The following is a 24,942-nucleotide window of genomic DNA, read 5'->3' as shown; positions in this document are numbered from 1 at the left end:
CAAATTATAACAAACCGTCATTGTCATAAAGAAAGGCATACGAAAGGTCGATAAACAAGTAATGCTTCGTACTTAATGGGTAAGAGAATGTTCGAATGTTATCACCGATTTCAATATCGCTGTATACATCCGATAAAATGCCTTTTTTCTCAAAGCGCATTTTATGAATATTTTCTAAGAAATAAGGTCTCCAGCTCCAGTTTTTATTCATATATTCAACTTGGCTAACCCATTCGTGATCACCTTTAAATAAGTTTGGTGACACTTGAAACCCATCTTCATCACAAATGTATAAGCGAAAAGCAATTGAATCTAATTCCTTCGTTAAGGATCCTAAAAATTCCTCGTACTTTTCTTGCTTTTTATATTTGGACACCAAATCCTGCATACGGAGTTGAAAAGATTCTGTGATTTGATGTAAAGTTTCGATTCGCTTTTTCTCATAGGCAATAAAACGGTGAAACTCTTCCTTTAGTTTATCCTTTAAAATAGTGCGTTCTACAAAATCTTTTGCTGGTTTATGTAAGTAAAATCCTTGGTAGTACCTGCCTCCATTTTTCCAAGCGAATTGGAGTTGGTATACCATTTCAATGTTTTCAAAGAGCAAGGTTGCACCAATTTTTCGCGCTAATAAAGAAAGTGAGTACAAGATATCTTGGAACCCTTGCGAAGCACGGTTAGAACGAAGGGCACGCAAGTCCACTTTCAAAATATTAGGAGATAACTGACCAATTCGATCCAAGTGACTGCTTTCGTGACCAAGCTTATCTATGGCTATTTTGATCCCTAGCGTTTTTAAATAATTGAGAAAATGATCTAGCTGATCAATTTCACCTTTATAGTTAGCTTCTGAAATTTCAAGCACATACCTATTTAACGGCAACCCAAGCTCTTCGTATTCGTGCAGCACTTCTAAAAATGGATCATCTGCCCCCTTCATCAACAAATCCGCATCTCTGTTAATAAAGATTAAGAGGTGTTCATCAACCTCTAGAAAACGATCGAGTGCTTTTTTTAATACAACCTGGTCAACTTCTGTTCGATATTCTTCGGGAATACTTGAGTCATGAAAAAACGGACCAAGGCTTATATACTCCGAGCCATCATAGTACCTTCCTAATACCTCATAACCGATAACCTGGTGTTCATCCGCACTGAATATCGGTTGAAAAAAAGGAAGTACATTTTCAAGATCTGTTAAGATATCCAATGCATCCAATTACGATCGCTCCTTACATCCATCTTTTCAATAATTATACCATAAAAAGGCTTAATATTCCTTTTCCATGAACCTCTTCCATAAACCTTTCCTTATAATCACCTTTCCTTTTTTGCATTCTAAGCTTAACGAAAGGAAGGTACAAAATGAAAATAAAATCAATGTTTCTATCCATTCTTTTAGTGATGAGTATTCCTTTCTCAACATTCGCACAAAGCAGCGCATTACTGGATGTTCCTTTAATCAAGCAAAATCCAGAATTAAGGTATGGTTGTGAGGTTACAAGCCTCGCTATGATGCTGCAATTTGCTGGAGTGAATACAAATAAAATGGATCTTTTCAATAAAATAAAAAAAGACAATGATCCATTGGTAAAACAAAATGGTGATATTATTCGTTGGGGAGATCCGGATGTAGGATTTGTTGGTGATATGACTGGCCAAAGGGCTGGATATGCGGTGTTTGATGGACCAATGATTGACTTAATTAATACTTATTTGCCAGGGAAAGCAGTCAATCTAACCAATAAACCGTTTCATGAAATTGAAGCACATGTTACAAAGGGCTTTCCTGTTGTAGTGTGGACAACAGGTGATTACCGTTTACCAGACCGACCAGAATCTTGGATGCATGGTAATAAAAAAATAGTTACACCTCTTGATTTGCATGCGGTCGTTTTAGTTGGCTTTGATCAATCTTATGTTTATTTGAATGACCCTTTATCAGGTAGAAAACAGGTAAAAGTGAATAAGCAACAATTTCTACAGTCTTGGAACGCATTAAAAAATAGAGCGGTTAGCTATCAATAAATTAGAAAAGCTCAAGTGCCCTGGTCAGCGCCGTATGGCCTGGAGCGCTCCAACTGAGTTAAAGGAAACACGAAGAGCCAAAGGCGATTTGATGTTGACTTATCGTAGGGCGGAGAGCGAAGGACACTAGGCGCTAGGGCGCTGGAGCTAGACAATTTTCAAAGTTAAAAATCTTCTTTCATATTTTTTAAACAGGCTAGTTTCCGACTAGCCTGTCTTCTTATCTTAAAATGGATGTTGATTAAGCCATTGCCCACCGTCCATCGTAATACAATCTCCATTAATATACTGGGCACCTTTAGAGCATAAAAAGTAGGCCAATTCAGCGATTTCTTCAGGAGTACCTAGTCTTCCTAGCGGCACGCTTGAAAGAGTTCGATTGGCTGCCTCTTGGGACTCCCATAACCGTTGTGCACCACCCGTTCGTTCAATCGGTCCAGGTGCAATAGCATTGACTCTTATGCCATATCTTTGCCCCCACTCAACAGCAAGCGTCCTTGTCATGGATAGTACTCCCGCTTTTGCAGCTGCTGAATGAATTACTCCCGCACCTGCATTCCAGGCATATGTAGCAACCATATTTATGATATTCCCCTTTATCCCTTTATTAATCCAATACTTTCCTACCTCGCTACTACAATAAAACGTACCGTTTAACACAATATTTATCACGGAATTCCATCCATTCACAGATAGTTTTTCCGCTGGACATATAAAGTTTCCGGCTGCATTATTAATGAGAATGTCTATTCGCCCGAATGTTTCATCCGCCAGCTCGACCATTCTTTTTACGTCCTCCACTTCTCTAACATCCATTTTCACAGTTAGAACTTGGTCATTTTCTTTTTCAATTTCTTTTTTGGCAGCTTGTAGTTTTTCCTCATCTCTTCCTGTAATGACCACATTAAAACCGCTATCTGCAAACTTTTTCCCCATTGCTTTCCCCATGCCAGATGATCCGCCTGTTATGATAACTACTTTCCTCTCCATCTTCCATCCCCCTTTTTTAAAAAAAGAATGAACATTCATTCATTTATATTTTATCATTTTTCATTCTACATCTGTATACATATATTTCATGGACAAGAATTTAATCACACCTTTTTAGTTCTCATATCTCCCTGATTTTGTTAGTATAAAGTGGATTGTCCTAAATTTAGAAATGAGAATAGGTTGATTAGTAATGAACACAAAAATGTCGAGAAGACGATTTTTGAAAAGAGGGATTGGCACTATTCTAACAGGAATTGTTGCTGTCGGTGGAGGTGGCTTCTACGCTCGAGAAATTGAGCCAAAGCTATTAACGATAAAGAAACATACCATTACTCACCCCATGATTCCCAATGGTTTCAACGGCTTTAAAATACTTCAATTCAGCGATACGCATGTTGGATTTCAATATGATTTAACCCAACTTAAAGAATTGGTCAATAAAATAAATTCACTCGAGCCCGACATGATTCTTTTTACGGGTGATCTAATGGATACACCTAATCAGTATGCTGAAATTAACTCAATCGCACCGATTTTAAAAAATCTCCATGCTCCGTTTGGTTCGTTTGCTATATATGGGAACCACGATCACGGAGGCTATGGTTCGGATTTATATCGAAATGTTATGAAAGAAGCTGGGTTTACCCTTCTATTGAATGAAGCTCATCAAGTCTCTCTTCTTACAAATGAGAGTTTGTATATCGCTGGGATTGATGATGCAATGTTAGGCAGGCCAGATATTCAAGCGACATTAGAAAGCATCCCTAATGAGGCTTATACCATCCTTTTATCACATGCACCTGATTTAGCAGACCAGGCTGCTAACATAGGAAATGTTCAACTCCAATTAAGTGGACACAGTCATGGTGGACAGATTCAAATTCCTTTTTTAGGAGCCATTATTAAGCCCCCGTTTGCCAAAAAATATTATGAAGGATTTTATCAAATTGGACAGACAAGTAATCCTTTGACTCTTTATGTGAATAGAGGCTTAGGTACAACAAGGCTACCCTTTCGGTTTCTCTCTCCACCCGAAATTACCTTATTTACTCTTCAAACACTACAAAATTAAAACAGACCGTCCATTATAAGTTGGTCGGTCTGTTAAAAATGGTTTGTTCAATATCCATTTTACTCAATGGTTTTGAATAAAAGTAACCCTGTCCTTTATGACAGTTTGTATTTAAAAGGAACTTTGCCTGTGCTTCTTCTTCAATCCCTTCAGCTATTACCTTCATTCCAAGGCTATTTGCTAGGTGAATAATCGTTGTTGTAATTGCAGCATCCTTTTCGTTATTATGGATACCTCTGACAAACGATTGATCTACTTTGAGAACATCAATGGGAAAACTTTTTAAATAGTTTAATGATGAGTAACCTGTACCAAAATCGTCAATCGCAATACTAATTCCTAATTCCTTTAAACTTTTAAGTATTGGAGCAGTTTCAGCCGTATCCTGCATAACTCCCTCTGTAATCTCAATTTCAAGCAAGGAAGGATTAATTTGAAACGTCTGAATCGCTTTTTGAATCGTACTGACAAGAGTTGGTTGTTGGAATTGTTTCGCTGATATATTTATTGCAATCGTAATTTCTTCACCACAAAGATCATTCCATTCCTTTATTTGCATACAAGCTTGTTCAATGACCCAATTACCTATAGGAATAATTAAACCCGTATCTTCGGAAAGAGGGATAAATTCTGATGGTGGGACCAACCCAAACTCCTTTGAATTCCACCTGATCAACGCTTCAAAGCTATTGATCTTCCCGCTGCTTAATTCTACCTGTGGCTGATATAATAGTATCAATTCATTACGCTCAAGAGCTTTTCTAAGTTGTGTCTCTATCGAAACGATATTGGCAAGTGGTTGTGTTTTATCACTTCGATAAAACTGATAATGAGCTTTTCCCTTCTCTTTCACACGAAACAATGCTTCATCAGCGTTTTTGATTAAAGTTTCTGCATCTTTCCCATCCTGTGGATACATGCTTAACCCTATGCTTGGTGAAATATAATATTCATGTGAATCCAAATAAAAGGACTTAGCAAATCGGTTCAAAATTAGTTGCGCCAATTGGTTTGCACTCTGGCGATTTCCCTTTAGGAGAACAATAAATTCATCTCCCCCCTGCCGGTATACCTTATAATCATCTGTTCGATCAACGCTTAATCGTTCAGCAATCTTAATTAAAATTTGATCACCTGCAAAATGACCTAGAGAGTCATTTAGTTGTTTAAATCGGTCAATATCAATGGAAAGAAGTGAAAATGGTTCCTCTTTATTACTTTCCGAATGATTTAAAAGAATATCTAAATCGCGTAATAATGCTCTTCTATTGTACAACCCTGTTAGCTGGTCATGGAACGCCATGTATTTTATTGTCTCAGCATTTGTCGCCTGCTCTGTAATATCTCGAAAAATCATATATATGCCTGTAATTTTATTATGAATCGTTAATGGAACTGTTTTTAAATGGACAGTAATTTTCCGTTTATTGCGGTTAATCATTCGGAAGTCCAGGGTTTCTAAAGATACCCCCGATAAAGAATGCTCAATAAATTCTCGAAATTTATCAACGTCGGATTCATCAACAAAATCAAAAATTGATTTCATCTTTAACTCATCAACTGTATATCCTGATAGAATTTCACTAGCTGGATTCGCATCAATAATATCTCCTACGTGAGTAGCGAGAATAACCCCATCAAGATTATGGTCCACAATAGAACGATAACGCTGTTCAGTAACTTTAAGGCGACTCTTTTCCGCCTCTAACTCTGTAATATCACGAGTTACAGATACAACAAATCTGACTTCTTCATTTTCATTAAGGACTGGTGTTAAAATCGACTGCCCATGAATCAGCCTTCCATCATCTAATGTTGATTGATCAATAAGCACTTGAACTTCTTTTGATTGTACTACATTTAAATATGCGGCATGCAGTCTTTCAGCAGTCTCTAAAGGCATTACCTCAAATAAGGTTTTTCCCATCGTTTCTACGGTTAGTCTTGCATGTGTCGCACCAGATTTATTGGCAAAAACATAACGAAACTGATCTCCGTCCACCTTCATAATAAATACCATATCATTGATATGGTTAAGAATAATATCAAAGATCATTCCTTCTATTTCACGTCTATTTTTATCATTAATTACTTCTCGAGAGATTACCTTTTTAAACTGCTCCATCTCATCATCCTCGTTTGTACCTGAGCATTTGTTGTATTAAAAACTTCTTAACTTATATTATCCTTAAATATCGATAGTATCGTCAAGATGTTTCTAAAAGTGTACGCTTTGGAAGAACGCATAAAAAAGAGAGATACCAAACGTATCTCTCATTCCTCATCTTCTCTTAATTGATAGGTTTCTTTCATTATTTCTACTTGGTGGTTTAGTAAATTTTCATTGTTTGAGGAGACATAAGAGTACTTCCCATCTTGATGCTGTTCTCTTGCTTTTACATTGTCTGAAAGCTGGAGATTCAATATATGGCTGATTCTGTCTTTGTGATGATTTTCAAAGATTGGAAATAGAATTTCTACTCGTTTCTCCATATTTCTAGTCATCATATCGGCAGAAGACAAATATACCTTTTCCTCCCCGTTATGGTAGAAATAATAAATACGGCTATGCTCTAAAAAACGACCAACAATACTTATGACCCTAATATTTTCACTAACCTTTGGAATTTTTGGCTTTAGGCAACATATGCCTCGAATAATTAAATCGATTTTTACTCCAGCAGACGACGCTTCATAGAGTTTCATGATTAATTCCTTATCAGTTAGGGAGTTCATCTTTGCAATAATCCGACCATTTTCGTATTGCTTATGATAGGTTATTTCCTGGTCGATTAATTCAATAAACTTACCTCTTATATCATATGGTGCAACAACGATATGATTATACTTTGGCTTCTCTGTATATCCACTCAAAAAATTAAAAAAGTTTGTTGCATCAATGCCGAATTTTCGTTTGGAAGTTAAATATCCTAAGTCTGTATAGTATATGGCTGTTTGATCATTGTAGTTTCCGGTTCCTAAATGAACAAATCTTTCTATCGTTTGATTTCTCCTTCTAACTACTAATGTAATCTTACTATGCGTTTTTAAATGGGTCATACCATATATAACATGACAGCCAGCTTTCTCTAGTTCTTTCGCCCAGTGAACATTATTTTCCTCATCAAACCTAGCTTTCAACTCGACTAGAACAGTCACCTGCTTTCCATTTTCGGCAGCATTTTTAAGAGCGGTAATAATGGGGGAATCACCACTTACACGATACAGAGTTTGTTTGATCGCTAAGACATCAGGGTCACTGGCAGCTTCGGTAACAAAGTCGACAACAGGCTGAAACGATTCGTACGGATGATGTAATAAAACATCTTGTTCGAGTAGCTTCGTAAATAGATCTTCGTCAAAATCAAGATCGACTGGCTTTTGAGGAATAAAGGCTTCAAAGCTTAAATGCTCTCTTTTTCTTGATAAATGCTTTGAAAACTGGGCTAAAAATGTATGATCGAGTGGCCCATTAATTCTGTAAATATCCTCTTCATCTAACTCTAGTTCTTTTGTTATATGCTCAACAACAGAGTTATCAAAATGGTCATCACTCACCTCTAAACGAACAGCCGCTCCCCATTTTCTTTTTTTTAGCTCTTTTTCAATTTCTAATAATAGGTCTCTTGACCCCTCTTCATGTATCGTTAAATCAGCATTTCTCGTAATACGAAAAGGGGTAACAGATACTACTTTATATCCTCTAAACAGCTTATGAATAAAGTAGTAAATCACATTTTCTAAAAGAACAAAGGAGCTACCTTCATCACTTGGTATACTAATAAAACGATGAAGAACCGCGGGTACTTGAACAAAAGCAAGACGATTACTCACCTGGCCCTCTATTTCCTCTTCTAGCAAAACGGCAAGGTTTAAACTTTTGTTTGATAACATCGGGAATGGACGATACGCATCAATAGCCATCGGAGTTAATACTGGAAAGATCTGTTCTTCAAAATATTCTTCTAAAAAAGAAAGTTGATTTTTATCCAAACTAGTAATGTCAAGGAGGTAAATGGATTCCTTTTTTAGTTCCGGAAGCAGGACGTTGGTAAAGGTTTCACATTGGGTATTCACCAGCTTATGAGTGAGCTTCGAAATTTCCTCGAGCTGTTGCTTCGGAGTTAATCCTGCCTTATTTTCTGGCCTATTATATCCAGCATCCACTTGGTCCTGTAATCCAGCAACTCTAACCATAAAAAATTCATCTAGATTAGAACTAAATATCGATAGAAATTTAAGCCTTTCAAGAAGTGGGTTACTCGTATCAAGTGCCTCTTCAAGTACTCTTTCATTAAAAGCTAACCAGCTTAACTCACGGTTATTATAATAGGAAGGTAGATTGTATTGCCTTTCACCATTCATTTTGGTCTCCCATCCTTTTTCAACAGTATTCGACATATTTCCATGTTATCAAAATTATCAAAAAGATTTTGTAAAGAAATTGTAAATTTGTACCTTTTTATCTATCTGCAACGAAATTAAGAGTGATGTTATATTTTAAAGATTTCTCTAGATGACGAAGCTGCTTTTCCGCTTGATACTGTTCAACAAATGTATTACCCACACAAGTTAGTTGAAAAACTAGCTCATCCTGACTTTTTTGCACTTTTATTTTCTTCACCAGCATACGTTTAGATGAATCCAAAGCAGAGGCGAGCTTCACCATCGCACCTGCTATACGAATATCCTTTAATTCTCCTTTTGAAAACCATTCTATAAAAGGAGTGGAATATTGCTTTAATAGTGCCCAGTTTTTATACGATGCAATAAAGGCAAGAATAAGTCTTTCCTTATGCGTAATCCCGTCTATTGATTGATGGGCTAGGAGGTTAAAGGTGTGCTGGCTGCTAACATCTGAATCGACGTATTGCCCGATATAATATATGCGTGCACTTTGTTCAATGAGACGCTCACTATATTCATTTGTTTTATTCCCGAAAACATTAGAAAGTTCGAAGTAAATTTGTTTTGCTAACCATGCCACATGATCGGAATGGCCCTCCTCAATCCCATAATCTCTAATCAGGTGATCAATACTACTTTCTAATATAAAATTAGATGGTTTCTTTCCCCCGCCTTTTTCTTTGTAAAGGATTCCTTCTCTTAGACCTCTTTTACTAAAAATAAAACGTGTTGCTTGAACATACATACAAAGCATGTCGAATACTTCAAGGGCTGGAAGGATGATGTCGGCTCTGTCTTTTGATAGTCCCTCTAATTTTTCAATATCAGCAACCTCCATACTCTCCATCATTTGTAATATATTATGTAAATCATCAGGACTCATATCATACTGATGAATTCCTGCTAATGGATAGTTTTTTAAATGTTGGTGAACTTGAGCGATGTTTCTCGCGCTCCCCCCGATGGCGACAATCGGAACCTGTTTGTTCTTAAGCCAAGGTAATGATTCTAAAGCTTCCAAAACCATTTTTTGCAGAGCCATTCTTTCTTCATTTGTCATCCGGCTCCCACTCATAAATTTTTCCTTTAAAGACACGACACCAAACGGAAAACTATGCGAATGTACAAGCGTCTTATTTTGATAATACGTAATTTCTGTGCTCCCCCCACCAATATCTATAGTCACACCATCTTTTACGGCAGTAGTGTTCACTACGGCTAAAAAGCCAAGATATGCTTCTTCTTCCTCACTTAAAATTTGGATATCAAAGCCCAGTTCTACCTTCATCTTTTCAAGAATTTCAGACTTATTCACTGCCTGTCGTATGGTTGCTGTGGCCACGCATTTCACTTCAGTTATACCATTAAAGTCAATAATTTCTTTAAATCCTTTTAGGATCGTTAGACATTTCTGAACTCCTTCATAGGAGAGAACCTTGTCTTCGTTTAAGTATTTTCTAAGCCTTGCAACAGCCTTAATATTTTCAACTTCCTTGTAGAAATAGTTGATGGTTTCTATATAAATCACTAATCGTATGGTGTTCGAGCCTATATCGATTACAGCCCACTTATTCATCTGTTCAAACTCCTTTACTATTCACTATTATATTTATTCTATTCCACGTTCGACATTCCTCTAACCATCTAACCTTATCAAGTACCTTGTTTTTTGTAATCAAATTTTCAGAACCATTTTCTTTCCAACTAAAAAAAGGTATAATAACAATACAGTAGTTTGAACGAGTGAAAGGAGCTCAAAACCTTGAGTCAGGAAAAAACACATCATCCTCCCTTAAAACCAACGATAGAAAACCTCTCACAGGCAATCTTCATTGTGAATCGTCATGCAAAAACCGCTCCAAATCCAAAATTTTTATACGAATTGAAGCGAAACGCCTTACAAAAGCTTATAAAAGAAGGAAAAGCAAGAAAGGAAGGATTACACTTCTCGAACAATCCTAGATACAGCCAACAACAATCAGATGTACTCGTCGTGTGTGGAAATTACTCCTTTCATCTTCCCCCATCAAAACAGGACTTTGAGAGTCTACCACACTTAGGAAAATTAGATAATAATATACGTAATCCGAGAGCTGTTCTATCTCTCAATCAGGCAAAGAAGCTTCTATCTATATACACCGGAATGAAAGAAGAACCGAATGTTTCTTATAAGAAAAAAGGTTATGAGAAACCTGTCTTTAAAAAACTAGGTGAAAGCTATTTTTAATAAAAGGGTGTCCCTAAGTACTTTTAGGAACACCCTTTTATCATTATAATATATGCTTATCAATCAATTGAACTAATTCAGCTATTTCAGGTTTACTAACCTGTGCATTTGCACCAACCATTTGTCCTTTATGACGAAGGTCATCGGTAATTAACGAAGAGAAAATAATAACCGGTAATTTTGCCATTTGACTATTTTCTTTTATTCTTCTTGTAAAATGATGTCCATCCATTTGAGGCATTTCTATATCCGTGATAACGAGCTGTACTTCATCTGTTATGTTTTTCCCTTGAGAAGTGATGGCTTCTAGATATTGAAGGGCATCTTTTCCATTTTCAAAAAACTCAATATTGGTAAACCCTGCTTCATTTAGCGTGTCATGAAGAAGCTTTCTTAATAATGGTGAATCCTCTGCAACCACCAATTTCTTCGTGGATCTTTCTCTTTGGCCAAGCTTCTTAACTTGCTGAACGTTAATCCCTGTTTCTGGGTTGATCTCAACTACAATCTTTTCAAAATCAAGTAGCAAGATCATTTCACCATGAAGCTTTACAACTCCAATAATTTGACTCTCTGGACCTTGATACATTTCTGAAGGCTTTTCAATTTGATCCCAAGAAATCCGGTGAATTTGTGTAACAGTATGAACGTGAAAGACAATCTTTTGTTTGTTAAATTCTGCAACAATAAATTTATCCTGTTCAGGAGATTGTGAAGGAGGAAATCCTAATGCATTAGCCACATTCACAACTGGTAATACTTCCCCTCTTAACTCAATGATTCCCTCTACATGCGGATGGGAATGAGGTACCTGAGTAACTTGAACGGGATTTATTATTTCCTTCACTTTTATAACATTAATACCGAATTTGTTTTTGCCGATACTAAATTCAACGATTTCTAGTTCATTTGTTCCACTTTCTAACAAAATTCCTTTTTTATTATCCATTAACGGTTCGACCCCTTTTGGCTAGCATTATATCTGAGTTAGCATACAAATACTATACCACGAAATGGTCTAATTAACAGTTAACTTTCACATAAAACATGTTACTTTTCTATCATCTTTAGACAACTAGTAGACTATGAAAGTAACACTTCTATTTGATTTTTATGATGATAGTCATGCTGAATGAAGTCTACAAAATATTCACGTATAGTGAACTGATGATCACCAATAGAAAATGAAGTATCAAGATCTTCTTCACTATAGGAACTTATAACGGAGAGAAGCTCCATTCTAGTATAAATTAACTCTTGCAACAATTCGTTTTTCGTTATTCCACTTTCCGCATATTCACGGGCCTTGTCGTTTACCGTTTGAAAATCAGGAAATGATGGCAAACTAGCAGCTTCCTTCATGAAAGGAAATCTTTCCTTAAGTGAAAAGCGGTCCCAGAATAACAGATGGGAAAGAACTGCTGCCATTGACCATTTCCCTTCTTCTATTGGTGCAAACCACTTTTGTTCATCTACTTCAGTTAGTGATTGAAACCATTGATTTAAACTTTCATAAGCTTGTGTAATTTCTACTTTATTCATACCCTTTCCCCCTTAAAAACTATCCTTCCAATACTTACATAATAACCCATAAGAAGCTATTTTTAATATGAAAAATTAAGAGGATTTTTTCACTCTCATACCTTCACATGATAAAATAAACGAATAGGAGAGTGATCACTTGGAACATTTGGTTAATTCAAAAGTAAAAAACATTGAAATATCTGGAATCCGTAAGTTTTTTAATATGGTTGCAGGCACAAAGGATATGATTTCATTAACTCTAGGCCAGCCAGATTTCCCTACACCAGAGCATGTGAAAGAAGCAGGAAAAAAAGCCATTGATGAAAATTTCACTACATATACTCATAATGCTGGATACATTGAACTGCGTACAGCAGCTGCTCAATTTGTTCAAACTAAATACGGTTTATCTTACAATCCAAACGATGAAATTATTATCACTTCGGGTGCTAGCGAAGCGATTGATATTACGTTTCGAACCATTTTAGAAGAAGGTGTGGAGGTTATATTACCTGGACCTGTCTATCCTGGATATGAGCCAATTATTAAATTATGCGGTGCTAAGCCCGTATATGCGGATACAAGAGATAACAACTTCCGAATGACTGCTGACATTATTAGCAACTACATAACAGATAAAACTCGTTGTATCGTCTTACCCTATCCGTCCAACCCTACTGGAGTAAGTTTAACAAAGGAAGAATTAAGTGATATTGCAGAATTGCTGAAAGACAAAGAAATATTTGTATTAGCTGACGAAATATACAGTGAATTAGTATTTGACCATACGCATTTCTCAATTGGTACGATTCTAAAAGAAAAGACGATCGTCATCAATGGTCTTTCTAAATCACATTCCATGACTGGTTGGAGAATTGGTATCATTTTTGCTCCTAGTTCTATAACTGAACATATCTTGAAGGTTCATCAATATAATGTCTCTTGCGCTTCTTCTGTTTCTCAAATGGCTGCATTAGAAGCACTTACTGTAGGCATAAATGATGCAGTTGAGATGAGACAAGCCTATATGGAACGAAGAGAATATGTATTTGAGAGATTAACCAACATGAATTTGTCAGTTGTGAAACCAGATGGTGCCTTTTATTACTTTGTAAAGCTACCAGAGCCGTTTACCAATTCGTTTGACTTTGCCCTACAATTAGTTCAAGAACGAGGCGTTGCTGTCGTACCTGGAAGTGCATTTTCTCCGCTTGGTGAAGGATATATACGCATCTCGTTTGCTTATTCCATGGAAGTACTTGCTGAGGCATTAGATAGGCTGGAGGCATTTTTAAAAGATCATCAGTCATAAAAGTGAAACCCAAGCTCGAATTCGAGCTTGGGTTTCATTTATTGCCAGTATTTATATAGAGCCTGTGTACCACTATTTTCCTCGCCCTGTTCCGCTAATTTCTCGTATAACGATTTGGCAAGTGATAATCCAGGAGTCATCATTCCCATTTGTTCCGCTTCATCTAAAGCAATTGTCATATCTTTAATAAAGTGTTTGATATAAAAACCTGGAGAAAAATCCCCTTCAATGATCCTTGGCGCAAGATTCGAAAGAGACCAGCTCCCCGCTGCTCCCGATGAAATACTTTTTAGTACTGTTGTCGGGTCAAGCCCTGCTTTTTCCGCGTATACAACCGCCTCACAAACACCAAGCATATTAGATGCAATGGCAATCTGGTTACACATTTTGGTATGCTGACCAGCTCCAGCACTTCCTTGATACACAATATTACTTCCTAACACCTGAAAAATAGGTTGTAATGCATCAAAAACCTTTTGATCTCCACCAACCATTATGGAAAGCTTGCCCTCTCTCGCTCCAATATCTCCACCTGAAACGGGAGCGTCTACAGAATAGATTCCCTTTTTCTTAGACTCGTTATTTATTTTTTTAGCCAATGTAGGTGTGGAGGTCGTCATATCTATTAAGAAAGAACCTGGTCTCGCCGTATGTACAATTCCCTTTTCTCCTAGATAAATTTGTTCAACATCAGATGGATATCCAACCATTGTTATGATAATATCAGCCTCTTCAGTAATAGCCTCTGGGGATTCAATCCAAGCTACACCTTCATCTAAAATATCTTGTGCTTTTTCTTTTGTACGGGTATAGGCAACGACCTTGTAGCCTGCTTTTACTAGATTTCTTGCCATACTTTTCCCCATGACACCTAAACCAATAAATCCGATTGTGCTATTTGCATTCAGTTCCATACTCACTTCTCCCCGCTAGAAATAAGTAGTATTTTATCACTTATTTCCAATTTGTTCAAAGAAATGACTATAGCTGAGATTGAAAGTTCTGAACATACCCTGAAACAATCATATCATTTTCATTAAAAATCTGTACCTTGACCGCTTTTTCTTGCTGAATCATCTCTTCTAATACGAATGTATGTAAATCAATCTGTAGAGGAATGGGATCCATTGACAGATAAATTTCCTCCTGATTTCCTACATGGAGTAGTTTTCCATCATGAACATATTGCTCTCCATAATAAATTTCTGCTGTTCCTAACGCTTTTGCTAATTGTTTATTTTCTATTAAGACTTTTACTTTGTACATATCTTCTTCAGAAAATAATCGTTCATCAAATTTAAATCGAAACTGAAGTTCATTGTTTTTTGTCAGTAATACATCTGCATACTGATTAATAAACGATTGTTTTTGACTTCCTTCGCATCCTGCTAGAATAAGTGAACAACATAAGACGAAAAATGCTTTTTTCATAATCGTCCTCCTTTACCACTTACCTTTGCCTAGAAATGAAAAGTATAAACGGTCAATTAGAAAAGTTTACAATTCATAGTTATTTGACTACACATCTCCATTCATTTTACAATCAGGGAAAAGAAGGAGGAATATTATGTATTTTAAAGAACTGTATGTGTTTAACTCCTCAAAACCAACAAAAGCGATTATTCGAACGTATACAAAAGACGATTTTCAAGAATTAATACGAATTCAACAAGATGCATTTCCTCCCCCCTTTCCCTCTGAGCTTTGGTGGAATGAAGAACAGTTAAACAATCATATCCAACTGTTCCCTGAAGGAGCATTATGTGTAGAAGTAGAAGGAGTTATTTGCGGTTCGATCACAGGATTAATTACTAACTTTGATAAAAACCATCCAAGTCATACTTGGGAGGAAGCAACTGACAATGGCTACATTACTAACCATGCGGCAAACGGTAATTCCTTGTACATAGTTGATATTTGTATTTCACCCGCATATCGAAAACTGGGGTTAGGAAAATGGCTTATGCAGTCCATGTATGAAACTGTGGTTCAACTTAAGCTTGAGCGATTGCTAGGAGGAGGACGTATGCCTGGGTATCATAAGCATGCGGATCAACTTTCGGTAGAGGAGTATGTTGAGAAGTTGATACTAGGAGAATTACAAGACCCTGTTATCACCTTTTTATTGAGATGCGGTAGAACACCTGTCGTAGCTGTAAAGGATTATTTAGAAGATGAGCATTCGTTAAATTACGGACTTCTGATGGAGTGGAAAAATCCTTTCTTAACAAAAAGACCCAACTGATTAAAATCAGTTGGGTTTCTCTTTTATCGTTGAGTTGCTTTTGCTACTGCCTCTAACACTTCTTCCGTCGTGCTCATTTGAAGCACTTCTGAAGCTAATGCTTCCATATCTGCTTTTGACAAGTTACGGATTTGAGAGCGTGCTTTTAGGATAGAAGTTGCACTCATAGAGAACTCATCTAAGCCTAAGCCGAGAAGAACAGGGATCGCTTGCTCGTCGCCTGCCATTTCTCCACACATTCCAGCCCACTTGCCTTCTTTGTGTGCAGCGTCAATAACCATTTTTACTAAACGTAAGATAGCTGGATTGTATGGCTGATACAAGTAAGATACTCTTTCGTTCATACGGTCAGCTGCCATTGTGTATTGGATTAAGTCATTTGTTCCAATACTGAAGAAATCAACTTCCTTAGCAAATTGATCAGCAATAACAGCAGTAGAAGGGATTTCTACCATGATTCCTAGTTCAATTTTCTCAGAAACAGCGACTCCTTCAGCTTGAAGCTTTTGACGCTCCTTTTCAAGAATTGCTTTTCCTTGACGGAATTCAGAAAGTGTTGCAATCATTGGGAACATAATTTTTAAGTTTCCATATACACTTGCACGAAGAAGTGCACGAAGTTGCGTACGGAACATATCTTGCTCTTCAAGACATAAACGGATCGCACGGAATCCTAAGAAAGGATTCATTTCCTTCGGTAAGTTTAAGTAAGGAAGTTCTTTGTCTCCACCAATGTCTAATGTACGAACAACAACTGGCTTTCCATCCATTCCTTCTAGAACAGCTTTGTATGATTCAAACTGCTCCTCTTCTGTTGGAAGCTGGTCACGGCCCATGTAAAGGAATTCAGTACGATAAAGACCTACACCTTCGCCACCATTGTTAACAACACCTTTTAGATCTTTAGGTGTTCCGATATTTGCAGCAAGCTCCACATGATGTCCATCGGATGTGACCGTTTGCTCGTTAACAAGCTTTGCCCACTCAGCTTTTTGTGCTTCAAAAGCAGCGTGCTCGGACTTGAAACGTTCAACTTCCTCAGCAGTTGGATTAATATAGACTTGTCCATTTAATCCATCTACAATCACAAGATCGCCGTTTTGAATTTCTTCAGTTGCGGTCTTTGTACCTACAACTGCTGGAATTTCCATTGAGCGAGCCATAATCGCTGAGTGAGATGTTCTACCACCGATGTCGGTTGTAAAGCCTTTCACAAATTGGCGATTTAGCTGTGCTGTGTCTGATGGTGTAAGATCTTCAGCAACGATAATTACTTCTTCTGAAATCATACTAGGGTTAACGATTTGTACACCTAGTAAATGAGAAAGAACGCGTTTTGTTACATCGCGAATATCAGCAGCTCTTTCCTTCATGTATTCATTGTCCATTGACTCAAACATCGCTACAAACATATCAGCTGTTTCTTTTAAAGCAAATTCAGCATTTACTTTATCTGTTTTAATTTTATCTTCAATTGGAGAAACAAGCTCTGGATCACTTAGTACGAGCAAGTGCGCTTCAAAAATAGCTGCCTTATCAGCACCTAATTCTACTTTTGCCTTGTCTCTAATACCTTCAAGTTCAACCTTTGATTGATTTAGCGCCGCACGGAAACGATCAATTTCAACTGTATCGTTGTCGATTGACTTTTTTGTAAAGGTTAAATCAGGTTCTACCAAACGGTATGCTTTTGCGATTGCTATTCCGCTAGATGCAGCAATTCCATTTAAAAAGTTCATTTTTATGCTAAACCTTCTTTTTTCAAAGTTTCTTCAAGACTAGCTAGAGCTTCTTGCTCATCTCCACCTACTGCAGAAATAGTAATGTCAGCTCCTTGTCCAACTCCTAGAGACATAACACCCATGATTGACTTAAGGTTTACTTTTTTCCCTTTGTACTCAAGGTTAATATCAGAATCGAACTTGCTAGCTGCTTGTACTAGTAATGTTGCAGGACGAGCGTGAATTCCTGTTTCAGCTATAATTTTAAATTGTTTTTCTGCCATGGTTAATCAAACTCCTTTTTCCTATACATATATTTGCTAAGATGTTTCTCGTTAATTGCCTAATTCCTTCACTTTACCTATTTATTCCGACATTGAAAAATATACAGCATACTTTAGTATTTTTTCCACTGTCCTTTTTATTCATTAAATATAGCTAACGCCGACTAAAGTTCTTAGGGTTATCAGACAATCGACATCTCAAAAAAAAGAATAGCATTTCCTTAGCGTGTATACAATGAAAAAGCCGCAAATGTAGAGGAATTTTCACAGTTTTTTTATTTAACCGCTTACATTTTTACTCATTATTAATGAAATTTTCCAACATGAGTTATTATGGTAAATATTATCCAATAAAATGAGTTTTTGATAAAAACCATGAAAATAAAATACTTGTAATCAATAAATGGAAAATGTATGATTTTAGTAATAGTTAATTTGTTACATTTTCTCACAAGGTGATATGCGTGATTTATAAAAGACAAGAGGCCTTTCGATTTCAATTTCAACAGCCTATTCATGGAACATTCAAGATTGTAAGTATAAATGGAATGCAAGGGGAAGTTAAATCCGCTATTGCTTATATAGTAGATATTAGCCCAAATGGGATAAAATTCAGATCACCAATTAACTTACCCATTGAACAAAATGATTTTTTGCTAGAGATTTCATTTTTATTAGCTGACCGATTAATTCATGTTCTAGGAAAGCCAAAATGGAAAAAGATCGAAGGCAAAATGTGTGTATACGGATTTACAGGTTTAGATGACAAGGAAACAAAAAAAGAAATCGTCAATGTCCTTAAAATTTATACAAAAATGATTTACAATGAATCAAAAAATCCAGACTAGAAAGCTACCTAAATTAGGTAGCTTTCTTTACTCTTCGTAAATCATCTTTTTTGTCATTCCTCCATCAATGGTAATATTTGTACCAGTAATGAAATCATTATTCGGATCACATAAGAATAAACACCCGCGTGCAATGTCACTTGACTTACCAACCCTTTTGGAAAAATGCTGTGAATGGTCAATTTCACGAAGTTCCTCATAATCATTCGTTTCAATCCAACCTGGACTTATGCAATTGACTCTCACTTTCTTTTCAGATAATGTAGCAGCTAATGCATGAGTTAGTGCTACAATCCCTCCTTTTGATGCTGCATATGCTTCCGAATGCGGTTCGGACATAAAGGCTCTAGTGGAAGAAATATTAACGATTGCTCCACCTTCTTCAATCACCTTGGCTACCTCCCTCGAACAGAGGAAAACACCCTTTAAATTGGTATTTAGTACTCTATCCCACTGCTCCACAGTCATTTCGTAGAAATTTGAAAAGGAGGAAATACCTGCATTATTAATCAGAATGTCGACTCGACCGAATTTTTCCATTACATAAGTAACTAAAGAAACAACTGATTGCTCGATTGAAACATCGGTTTCAAAAAAACTAACCCTCTCACTGTTATATTTCTTCTCTGCTTGCTTACCATTCTCTGCATGGTAATCAGCAATAACTACCTTCGCTCCAGCTTCATAAAAAGCATGAACAATACCAGCACCAATCCCGCTGGCACCGCCTGTAATAATTACGATTTTGTCATTGTACATATTTGTCCTCCTGCCCTAGCTTCTAGGTTCTTGTAAATACTGATAAATCACACCACCGCTTCTTTGGGCAATTCCTCTAAAATGCTTAAAATCTTCCAAAGCAACAACTACAGCCCTTACATCAAGGAATACTTCTTTATGTACATACCACTCATTTATTTGTCCACTTCTCAATTTTTCGATCATTTCTAAAATCAGTTCTTTTTCCACAAGTAATCCCTCCCTCTAGAATTATTATATAAAAAAAATAAAGGGTTTCAAAATCGACTATTCATTCTCTTAAAAACTATTACTATAATAAATAATTATTAAAATTTACAAAAAATTCTTTACGTACAGGAAAAAGTAGTGCAAAATGTTTATAATATCGTCATCTGGAAAGAAAAGGAGAGAGCGACATTGAAAAGAGCTGAAGTGGGGAACGTGATCGAATTTAGAGACGGGTTACAAGGAATTGTTGAAAAAGTAAACGAAAATTCAGTAATTGTTGACCTTACTTTTATGGACAATTATCGAGATCTTGAATTAGACCAAAGAACTGTTGTAAATCATAAAAACTATAAAGTTATTAAAGAATCTTCATTTTAAAACGAACTATTGGAAGCGCATTCTATATGTTTAGTAGTGGATTTTTGTCTCGAAAATAAAAATAGGTTATAATATGGGGAAACCTCTTATTTAGGAGGTTTCTTCTTTTTTATCTAATAAATGTAAGACCATGCTTTAGAGAGGAGTCATCATATGTTTCAGAAACAAATGGATGTAAGAATGATTTTCGGTATATTACTTGCTCACGTATTATTATTTTTTACTTTTCAAGAGAAAAGTGTATTTTGGTACATATTCACAGCTTCGATGCTGTTTCTAATTACTTATTCCATTCTCCAAGAGGAAATGGATGATCAACAACCGTTTAGAATTTATATTATATATGGTGTAATTTCGGGAGTAAGTTTGTTTGGCTTATTTTACCTAGGTAATATCTTATTACATATGATTGATCTTCCGTTAAAAGGTTCGGTCGCAAAGCTGTACAAACAAATGTCCCCTACTCAAATATGGCAGTACATCGTCTTATTTCTTATCATAATTCCAGGTGAAGAGATCTTTTGGAGAGGATTTATTTTAAAACGATTTCTTGGACGGATAGCAATCCTACCAAGTATTTTGTTATCAACATTATTATATACTTCTGTCAACATATACTCGGGGTCAAGTCACCTGATTCTCGCTTCGATTGTTGCCGGACTAGTTTGGTCAAGCCTCTACGTTTGGAAGAAGAGCATTCCTTTACTAATTGTCTCACACCTCGTATTTGATTTATTTTTGTTAGTCTTATTCCCTTTAAGTTAGTTTGGCTATGTAACCTTTCTAAACCATCTCCGTCTATTATTATGAGACTCAGTAGACGACTAGGAGGATATGTAATTGAAATTTATTAATTTGTATATAACAATTGGTTTACTCGCTGCAGTATTAACAGCCTGTGGAACTGGAGAAACAAGCCTAGAGGAAGCAAAAAATGGGACATCCCCCGAACAGGAGAACGTAGAACCTGAGGAAGAATCACTTCAAGAGGATAATAATGAAGAAACGGATCAATCGGATACAATGATTCGCCTCCTTGAAAATAAATTATCCTTTACATTAAATGGAGAAACAAAAGAAGAAACAGCATTTTTAAAACATAGTGATAATCAAGGATATTCAATGTATATCCTCCCAGAGTATGAACTAACAGCAGAGGAACCAAATAAAGATGTAGTCATGCTCTCAAACGATGGTGAAATTTTTATGAGGGTCGAACTCTTACCAGAGGATGTTGACTGGAATGCTACTGAACAGACTGCGATCGAACAATTGCAGGCTGTAGCTTCTGAAGTAAATGAAGTCACACCACCGAAACTTGATTTTTTTGCAAATAGTAAGGTGTATGAAGCTAAGATAAACGGGGAAGTTATTACTTCTTACCTAGTAAATAACAATGAAGGGGTAATCAAACTAACATCATTTACAAAAGAGTCAGCTGATCATCGTGACTCTTTTATTAAAATGGCAGAAACCATTGTTAACGAAGCCAAATAAGACTCGGGGATTTTTCCCCGAATCTTATTTTTTTACGGAATCTAGAGGCTTCATCCACAATAGAACAATAAATATGATCGTTACATAACCAAATATAGGGTATAAGTAAGAAAGCAATGTCCCATAATTTACAAAACTACCTAAATAGGAAATGATAAAAATAATACATACCCAAGCAATCCTAGGTAATTTTAAGTAATTATTGAGTTGCTTCTCAAGACCATACACATTGCCAATGACGGATGTAAAAATCTCTCCATATATTATAAGTACATAAATCCAATAGAAACCATAAGCCAGATTTTTCATAATTGCAGCCATTGGAATCTCATATATTTCTAAATTAGGGAGCATGATTAATGTCGCATGACTAGAAAGAAGAATAACCGTTAACGCAGCACCTCCGATAATCCCCCCCCACTTTACCGTATCTTCATCCTTTATTTCTGCTGCAACAGGGACAAGCACCGCTTGGGCAAGTCCAATATTAAAGGCCGTATAGGAAAACGGGTTAACAACAGACTTCCAGCCATCGTCAGCCGGAGGAATTAACAAGAGCTGTTCAAGAAAATTAGGTTGTTGAATCGTAACAATAAATAACAGAAAACTAAAACATATCATCATAGGTACCACAAAAGTGTTAACGGCAAATAAACCTTTTGTTCCAACAATCATGACGATAAATGAAAGGGCGATCGTTAGCATAATTCCTAAACTTCTTGAAAGACCAAGCTGCTCCTGAAAAACGGCACCGGCACCGCTTAACATAACAGCACTAACTCCAAGTAACATGAATAACATTAAAATATTTATAGCCCCTCCTAAATAAGGGCCGAACAAGAACGTATTTAACTCCTGATACGATTTTGCTCGCAATCTTGCGGCAATTCGCATCAGCTTAGAGCCTAAAAAGATAAAAATATAACCACTCATTAAAATCCCTATTAGTCCGATAAAACCAAATCGGGAGAAAAACTCTACGATTTCCTTTCCTGTGGCAAACCCAGCACCTACCACAGTTCCTACGTAAACTGCAGCGAGCTGAAACGCTGCCCCCCATTTCTTTTTCACTCCATCTCCCCCTTCCATTTATTTATATGAACAGAAGGACAAACAATGACGAGCTTTTTCAAGATGAAAAGAATATCAAACACCTTTGGAACAATCTTACAGAAAAAAAACAAATCAAAATACTTGAAAGTCAAAAAAGGTCAAAGTATAATCGAATTACAAAAGATCAAAGTTAGTCAAAGTCAAATATATATATAAATAGGAGGAAAAATGTATGCTTTGTCAAACATGTCAAAAAACAGAAGCCGCTATTGCTGTAAGAATGACTATTAATGGGAATGAAAATCAACTACATCTTTGTCAAAGCTGCTTCCAGAAGGAGCGCGAAAAGATGTTATCGTCTTTTGGACCAAACCTATCTGGTTTTCAATCCTTTTCCCCTTTCGAATCATTCTTTCAACCTATGAATATGAATCAACAAGGCAAACAGCAAAGAAATATGGAGACTCCTCAGAAAAGTAGTGGAAATGGAGGCTTTATTGATCAATATGGACGAAACTTAACCACATTGGCACAAGCTGGATTAATTGACCCAGTGATTGGACGTGACGAAGAGGTTAACCGTGTCATTGAAATATTAAATAGAAGAAATAAAAATAATCCTGTCTTAATCGGTGAACCTGGTGTTGGTAAAACAGCCATTGCAGAGCATTTAGCAGTTAAGATTGCTGAAGGAAGTGTTCCAAACAAGCTTAAAAAAAGCCAAGTGTATCTTTTGGATGTGGCTTCTTTAGTATCAAACACAGGTATTCGTGGCCAGTTTGAAGAAAGAATGAAAGAAATACTGCTTGAGCTTCAGCAAAAGAAAAATATTATTCTATTTATCGACGAAATTCACCAGTTAGTGGGTGCTGGGAGTGCAGAAGGATCGATGGATGCTGGGAATATTTTAAAGCCAGCATTAGCACGTGGAGAACTTCAACTTATAGGTGCAACGACTTTAAAAGAATACAGAAAAATTGAGAAAGACGCCGCTCTTGAGAGACGCTTCCAACCCGTTCAAGTACTAGAACCAACGATCTCTGAAGCGATTGAAATCCTTAAAGGTCTGAAAAGTAAATACGAGGATTATCATGAGGTTGTATATACAGACGAGGCGATCGAAGCATGTGTGAATTTATCACATCGATACATCCAAGACCGTTTTCTTCCTGATAAAGCGATTGATTTACTCGATGAAGCTGGTTCAAAACTGAATTTAATCGCTAATAATTCTAATACGGAAGCCATCGAAAATCGTTTGAAGGAAATCGCAAAAGAAAAAGAAGAAGCTTTAAAGGTAGAAAAATACGAGCTCGCAGCCAAGCTACGTGAAGAAGAAAAAGAACTTGAACAGAAGCTTTCTCATGAGGAACTTGATCATCGACCACTTGTAAAAGTGGAGCATATACATGAATTAATTGAAAAGAAAACAAGAATTCCTGTAGGTAAACTTGAGCAATCAGAACAAGAAAAGCTACAAAACCTTGAAGGCTATTTATCAAATAAGGTAATAGGACAGCAGGAAGCTGTGAAAAAATTAGTTAAAGCCATTCGCCGAAGTCGAGCTGGTTTAAAAGCAAAAGGACGCCCTATTGGATCCTTCCTATTCGTTGGTCCAACCGGTGTCGGGAAAACAGAACTTTCCAAGTCATTAGCTGAAGAACTATTTGGTTCAAAAAACACTATGATTCGCCTAGATATGAGTGAATACATGGAAAAGCATAGTGTTTCTAAATTAATTGGTTCTCCTCCTGGTTATGTTGGACACGAGGAATCAGGACAGTTAACGGAACAAGTAAGACGTAATCCTTATTGTATTATTTTGTTAGATGAGATTGAAAAAGCTCATCCAGACGTTCTAAATATGTTCCTTCAAATTCTAGAAGACGGTAGATTAACGGACAGCCAAGGAAGAACAGTCAGCTTTAAAGATACGGTCATTATTATGACTTCCAATGCAGGTGTGGGTCATAAGACGGTGAAGGTTGGCTTTGGAAACGATCATCACGAACACGAAAGCAATTTATTATCCACATTAGGATCATACTTTAAGCCTGAATTCCTCAATCGTTTTGATGCGATTATCGAGTTCTCATCATTACAAGAAGAAGATTTACTCCAAATTGTTGATATTATGATTAGTGACTTAAATATTATGCTTAAAGAGCAACAGATGACAGTGACAGTAACGGAAGAAGTGAAAAGAAAGCTTGCTACATTAGGATACTCCCCTTCGTTTGGGGCACGTCCATTAAGAAGGGTGATTCAAGACCAGATTGAAGATCAAATTTCAGACTTTATTATAAACGATCCTGATTGTAAGGAATTAATAGCGGTTGTTGAGGACGACAAGATTATTATTAAGAAAGCATAGAAATAGAAAG

24 protein-coding genes are annotated in these 24,942 nt (G+C 36.5%); 10 read left to right on the top strand and 14 right to left on the bottom strand.

Annotated elements, in window-relative coordinates:
- Positions 1-4 precede the first annotated feature (4 nt).
- Positions 5-1,219: an EAL domain-containing protein gene (locus ACGLXV_RS09455; protein WP_391558389.1), complete on the bottom strand. Its 1,215-nt coding sequence runs from the start codon at positions 1,217-1,219 to the stop codon at positions 5-7.
- Between the two features lie 185 nt (positions 1,220-1,404).
- Between ACGLXV_RS09455 and ACGLXV_RS09450 the strand changes: the two genes are divergently transcribed.
- A complete protein-coding gene (locus ACGLXV_RS09450; protein ID WP_391558410.1) occupies positions 1,405-2,028 on the top strand; it encodes a C39 family peptidase in 624 nt (207 codons plus the stop codon).
- 225 nt (positions 2,029-2,253) lie between these two features.
- On the opposite strand, the gene fadH is transcribed toward ACGLXV_RS09450, so the two are convergent.
- On the bottom strand, positions 2,254-3,018 hold the full coding sequence (gene fadH, locus ACGLXV_RS09445) for a 2,4-dienoyl-CoA reductase (protein ID WP_119707364.1): 765 nt from the start codon (positions 3,016-3,018) through the stop codon (positions 2,254-2,256).
- Between the two features lie 193 nt (positions 3,019-3,211).
- Between fadH and ACGLXV_RS09440 the strand changes: the two genes are divergently transcribed.
- Positions 3,212-4,093, top strand: a complete 882-nt coding sequence (locus ACGLXV_RS09440) for a metallophosphoesterase (RefSeq protein WP_391558388.1) — start codon at positions 3,212-3,214, stop codon at positions 4,091-4,093.
- A gap of 13 nt (positions 4,094-4,106) precedes the next feature.
- Here ACGLXV_RS09440 and ACGLXV_RS09435 read toward each other — a convergent pair whose 3' ends face one another.
- The 3 genes from ACGLXV_RS09435 to ppx all read right to left on the bottom strand — a co-directional run bounded on the left by ACGLXV_RS09435 (position 4,107) and on the right by ppx (position 10,076).
- Positions 4,107-6,218, bottom strand: a complete 2,112-nt coding sequence (locus ACGLXV_RS09435; RefSeq protein ID WP_391558387.1) for a putative bifunctional diguanylate cyclase/phosphodiesterase — start codon at positions 6,216-6,218, stop codon at positions 4,107-4,109.
- A gap of 149 nt (positions 6,219-6,367) precedes the next feature.
- A complete protein-coding gene (locus ACGLXV_RS09430; protein WP_391558386.1) occupies positions 6,368-8,458 on the bottom strand; it encodes an RNA degradosome polyphosphate kinase in 2,091 nt (696 codons plus the stop codon).
- Positions 8,459-8,555: 97 nt separating this feature from the next.
- Entirely contained in the window at positions 8,556-10,076 is a 1,521-nt protein-coding gene (gene ppx / locus ACGLXV_RS09425) for an exopolyphosphatase (RefSeq protein ID WP_391558385.1), read from the bottom strand.
- A gap of 186 nt (positions 10,077-10,262) precedes the next feature.
- Between ppx and ACGLXV_RS09420 the strand changes: the two genes are divergently transcribed.
- Positions 10,263-10,727 carry a YkyB family protein gene (locus tag ACGLXV_RS09420; RefSeq protein WP_119707359.1) on the top strand — a complete coding sequence of 155 codons (465 nt, stop codon included), beginning with the start codon at positions 10,263-10,265 and terminating at the stop codon, positions 10,725-10,727.
- Positions 10,728-10,770: 43 nt separating this feature from the next.
- On the opposite strand, the gene ACGLXV_RS09415 is transcribed toward ACGLXV_RS09420, so the two are convergent.
- Together ACGLXV_RS09415 and ACGLXV_RS09410 are read right to left on the bottom strand one after the other, a co-directional pair.
- Positions 10,771-11,676, bottom strand: coding sequence for a chemotaxis protein (locus tag ACGLXV_RS09415; protein ID WP_391558384.1), 906 nt, complete (start codon positions 11,674-11,676; stop codon positions 10,771-10,773).
- A 134-nt stretch (positions 11,677-11,810) separates the two neighbouring features.
- A complete protein-coding gene (locus ACGLXV_RS09410; protein WP_391558383.1) occupies positions 11,811-12,269 on the bottom strand; it encodes a DinB family protein in 459 nt (152 codons plus the stop codon).
- A 139-nt stretch (positions 12,270-12,408) separates the two neighbouring features.
- On the opposite strand from ACGLXV_RS09410, the gene ACGLXV_RS09405 reads away from it, so the two are divergent.
- Positions 12,409-13,563, top strand: coding sequence for an aminotransferase A (locus ACGLXV_RS09405; protein ID WP_391558382.1), 1,155 nt, complete (start codon positions 12,409-12,411; stop codon positions 13,561-13,563).
- 38 nt (positions 13,564-13,601) lie between these two features.
- On the opposite strand, the gene ACGLXV_RS09400 is transcribed toward ACGLXV_RS09405, so the two are convergent.
- Both ACGLXV_RS09400 and ACGLXV_RS09395 read right to left on the bottom strand, forming a co-directional pair.
- Positions 13,602-14,477 (bottom strand): NAD(P)-dependent oxidoreductase, encoded by an 876-nt coding sequence (locus ACGLXV_RS09400; protein ID WP_119707355.1) that lies wholly within the window; start codon positions 14,475-14,477, stop codon positions 13,602-13,604.
- 67 nt (positions 14,478-14,544) lie between these two features.
- On the bottom strand, positions 14,545-14,994 hold the full coding sequence (locus tag ACGLXV_RS09395) for a hypothetical protein (RefSeq protein ID WP_119707354.1): 450 nt from the start codon (positions 14,992-14,994) through the stop codon (positions 14,545-14,547).
- A gap of 136 nt (positions 14,995-15,130) precedes the next feature.
- Here ACGLXV_RS09395 and ACGLXV_RS09390 point away from each other — a divergent pair, with 136 nt between their 5' ends.
- Entirely contained in the window at positions 15,131-15,808 is a 678-nt protein-coding gene (locus ACGLXV_RS09390) for a GNAT family N-acetyltransferase (RefSeq protein ID WP_391558381.1), read from the top strand.
- A 23-nt stretch (positions 15,809-15,831) separates the two neighbouring features.
- On the opposite strand, the gene ptsP is transcribed toward ACGLXV_RS09390, so the two are convergent.
- Both ptsP and ACGLXV_RS09380 read right to left on the bottom strand, forming a co-directional pair.
- A complete protein-coding gene (gene ptsP / locus ACGLXV_RS09385; RefSeq protein ID WP_391558380.1) occupies positions 15,832-17,547 on the bottom strand; it encodes a phosphoenolpyruvate--protein phosphotransferase in 1,716 nt (571 codons plus the stop codon).
- A gap of 2 nt (positions 17,548-17,549) precedes the next feature.
- Positions 17,550-17,813: a phosphocarrier protein HPr gene (locus ACGLXV_RS09380; RefSeq protein ID WP_066058111.1), complete on the bottom strand. Its 264-nt coding sequence runs from the start codon at positions 17,811-17,813 to the stop codon at positions 17,550-17,552.
- Between the two features lie 464 nt (positions 17,814-18,277).
- Between ACGLXV_RS09380 and ACGLXV_RS09375 the strand changes: the two genes are divergently transcribed.
- Positions 18,278-18,661, top strand: a complete 384-nt coding sequence (locus ACGLXV_RS09375; RefSeq protein WP_119707351.1) for a PilZ domain-containing protein — start codon at positions 18,278-18,280, stop codon at positions 18,659-18,661.
- 27 nt (positions 18,662-18,688) lie between these two features.
- On the opposite strand, the gene ACGLXV_RS09370 is transcribed toward ACGLXV_RS09375, so the two are convergent.
- Positions 18,689-19,420 (bottom strand): SDR family oxidoreductase, encoded by a 732-nt coding sequence (locus ACGLXV_RS09370; RefSeq protein WP_391558379.1) that lies wholly within the window; start codon positions 19,418-19,420, stop codon positions 18,689-18,691.
- A gap of 15 nt (positions 19,421-19,435) precedes the next feature.
- The gene (locus tag ACGLXV_RS09365) at positions 19,436-19,606 is read right to left on the bottom strand and encodes a hypothetical protein (RefSeq protein WP_391558409.1); all 171 of its coding nucleotides are present in this window, start codon (positions 19,604-19,606) and stop codon (positions 19,436-19,438) included.
- A 213-nt stretch (positions 19,607-19,819) separates the two neighbouring features.
- Here ACGLXV_RS09365 and ACGLXV_RS09360 point away from each other — a divergent pair, with 213 nt between their 5' ends.
- The 3 genes from ACGLXV_RS09360 (at position 19,820) to ACGLXV_RS09350 (ending at position 21,505) form a co-directional block, all read left to right on the top strand.
- Complete coding sequence (locus tag ACGLXV_RS09360) at positions 19,820-20,008, top strand: YkvS family protein (RefSeq protein WP_119710521.1); 189 nt, start codon at positions 19,820-19,822, stop codon at positions 20,006-20,008.
- Positions 20,009-20,161: 153 nt separating this feature from the next.
- Entirely contained in the window at positions 20,162-20,773 is a 612-nt protein-coding gene (locus ACGLXV_RS09355; protein ID WP_391558378.1) for a CPBP family intramembrane glutamic endopeptidase, read from the top strand.
- A gap of 75 nt (positions 20,774-20,848) precedes the next feature.
- Positions 20,849-21,505 carry a hypothetical protein gene (locus tag ACGLXV_RS09350; protein ID WP_391558377.1) on the top strand — a complete coding sequence of 219 codons (657 nt, stop codon included), beginning with the start codon at positions 20,849-20,851 and terminating at the stop codon, positions 21,503-21,505.
- A 24-nt stretch (positions 21,506-21,529) separates the two neighbouring features.
- Here the strand turns inward: ACGLXV_RS09350 and ACGLXV_RS09345 are convergent, their stop codons facing one another.
- On the bottom strand, positions 21,530-22,576 hold the full coding sequence (locus ACGLXV_RS09345) for a YkvI family membrane protein (protein WP_391558376.1): 1,047 nt from the start codon (positions 22,574-22,576) through the stop codon (positions 21,530-21,532).
- 214 nt (positions 22,577-22,790) lie between these two features.
- Between ACGLXV_RS09345 and ACGLXV_RS09340 the strand changes: the two genes are divergently transcribed.
- Positions 22,791-24,932, top strand: a complete 2,142-nt coding sequence (locus ACGLXV_RS09340) for an ATP-dependent Clp protease ATP-binding subunit (protein ID WP_391558375.1) — start codon at positions 22,791-22,793, stop codon at positions 24,930-24,932.
- Positions 24,933-24,942: the final 10 nt, after the last annotated feature.

It is taken from the genome of Robertmurraya sp. (genome assembly GCF_036676585.1).
Classification (GTDB): domain Bacteria; phylum Bacillota; class Bacilli; order Bacillales; family Cytobacillaceae; genus Robertmurraya_A.
Note: the sequence above shows the minus strand (reverse complement) of the source record. Positions and strands in the feature narration are given on the sequence as shown.

Excerpts from the sequence above, each read along its gene's own strand:
- ACGLXV_RS09450 (WP_391558410.1), top strand. The coding sequence starts at position 1,405 with ATGAGTATTCCTTTCTCAACATTCGCACAAAGCAGCGCATTACTGGAT.
- fadH (WP_119707364.1), bottom strand. The coding sequence starts at position 3,018 with ATGGAGAGGAAAGTAGTTATCATAACAGGCGGATCATCTGGCATGGGG.
- ACGLXV_RS09440 (WP_391558388.1), top strand. The coding sequence starts at position 3,212 with ATGAACACAAAAATGTCGAGAAGACGATTTTTGAAAAGAGGGATTGGC.
- ACGLXV_RS09435 (WP_391558387.1), bottom strand. The coding sequence starts at position 6,218 with ATGGAGCAGTTTAAAAAGGTAATCTCTCGAGAAGTAATTAATGATAAA.
- ACGLXV_RS09430 (WP_391558386.1), bottom strand. The coding sequence starts at position 8,458 with ATGAATGGTGAAAGGCAATACAATCTACCTTCCTATTATAATAACCGT.
- ppx (WP_391558385.1), bottom strand. The coding sequence starts at position 10,076 with ATGAATAAGTGGGCTGTAATCGATATAGGCTCGAACACCATACGATTA.
- ACGLXV_RS09415 (WP_391558384.1), bottom strand. The coding sequence starts at position 11,676 with ATGGATAATAAAAAAGGAATTTTGTTAGAAAGTGGAACAAATGAACTA.
- ACGLXV_RS09410 (WP_391558383.1), bottom strand. The coding sequence starts at position 12,269 with ATGAATAAAGTAGAAATTACACAAGCTTATGAAAGTTTAAATCAATGG.
- ACGLXV_RS09400 (WP_119707355.1), bottom strand. The coding sequence starts at position 14,477 with ATGGAACTGAATGCAAATAGCACAATCGGATTTATTGGTTTAGGTGTC.
- ACGLXV_RS09395 (WP_119707354.1), bottom strand. The coding sequence starts at position 14,994 with ATGAAAAAAGCATTTTTCGTCTTATGTTGTTCACTTATTCTAGCAGGA.
- ACGLXV_RS09390 (WP_391558381.1), top strand. The coding sequence starts at position 15,131 with ATGTATTTTAAAGAACTGTATGTGTTTAACTCCTCAAAACCAACAAAA.
- ptsP (WP_391558380.1), bottom strand. The coding sequence starts at position 17,547 with ATGAACTTTTTAAATGGAATTGCTGCATCTAGCGGAATAGCAATCGCA.
- ACGLXV_RS09380 (WP_066058111.1), bottom strand. The coding sequence starts at position 17,813 with ATGGCAGAAAAACAATTTAAAATTATAGCTGAAACAGGAATTCACGCT.
- ACGLXV_RS09370 (WP_391558379.1), bottom strand. The coding sequence starts at position 19,420 with ATGTACAATGACAAAATCGTAATTATTACAGGCGGTGCCAGCGGGATT.
- ACGLXV_RS09365 (WP_391558409.1), bottom strand. The coding sequence starts at position 19,606 with ATGATCGAAAAATTGAGAAGTGGACAAATAAATGAGTGGTATGTACAT.
- ACGLXV_RS09355 (WP_391558378.1), top strand. The coding sequence starts at position 20,162 with ATGTTTCAGAAACAAATGGATGTAAGAATGATTTTCGGTATATTACTT.
- ACGLXV_RS09340 (WP_391558375.1), top strand. The coding sequence starts at position 22,791 with ATGCTTTGTCAAACATGTCAAAAAACAGAAGCCGCTATTGCTGTAAGA.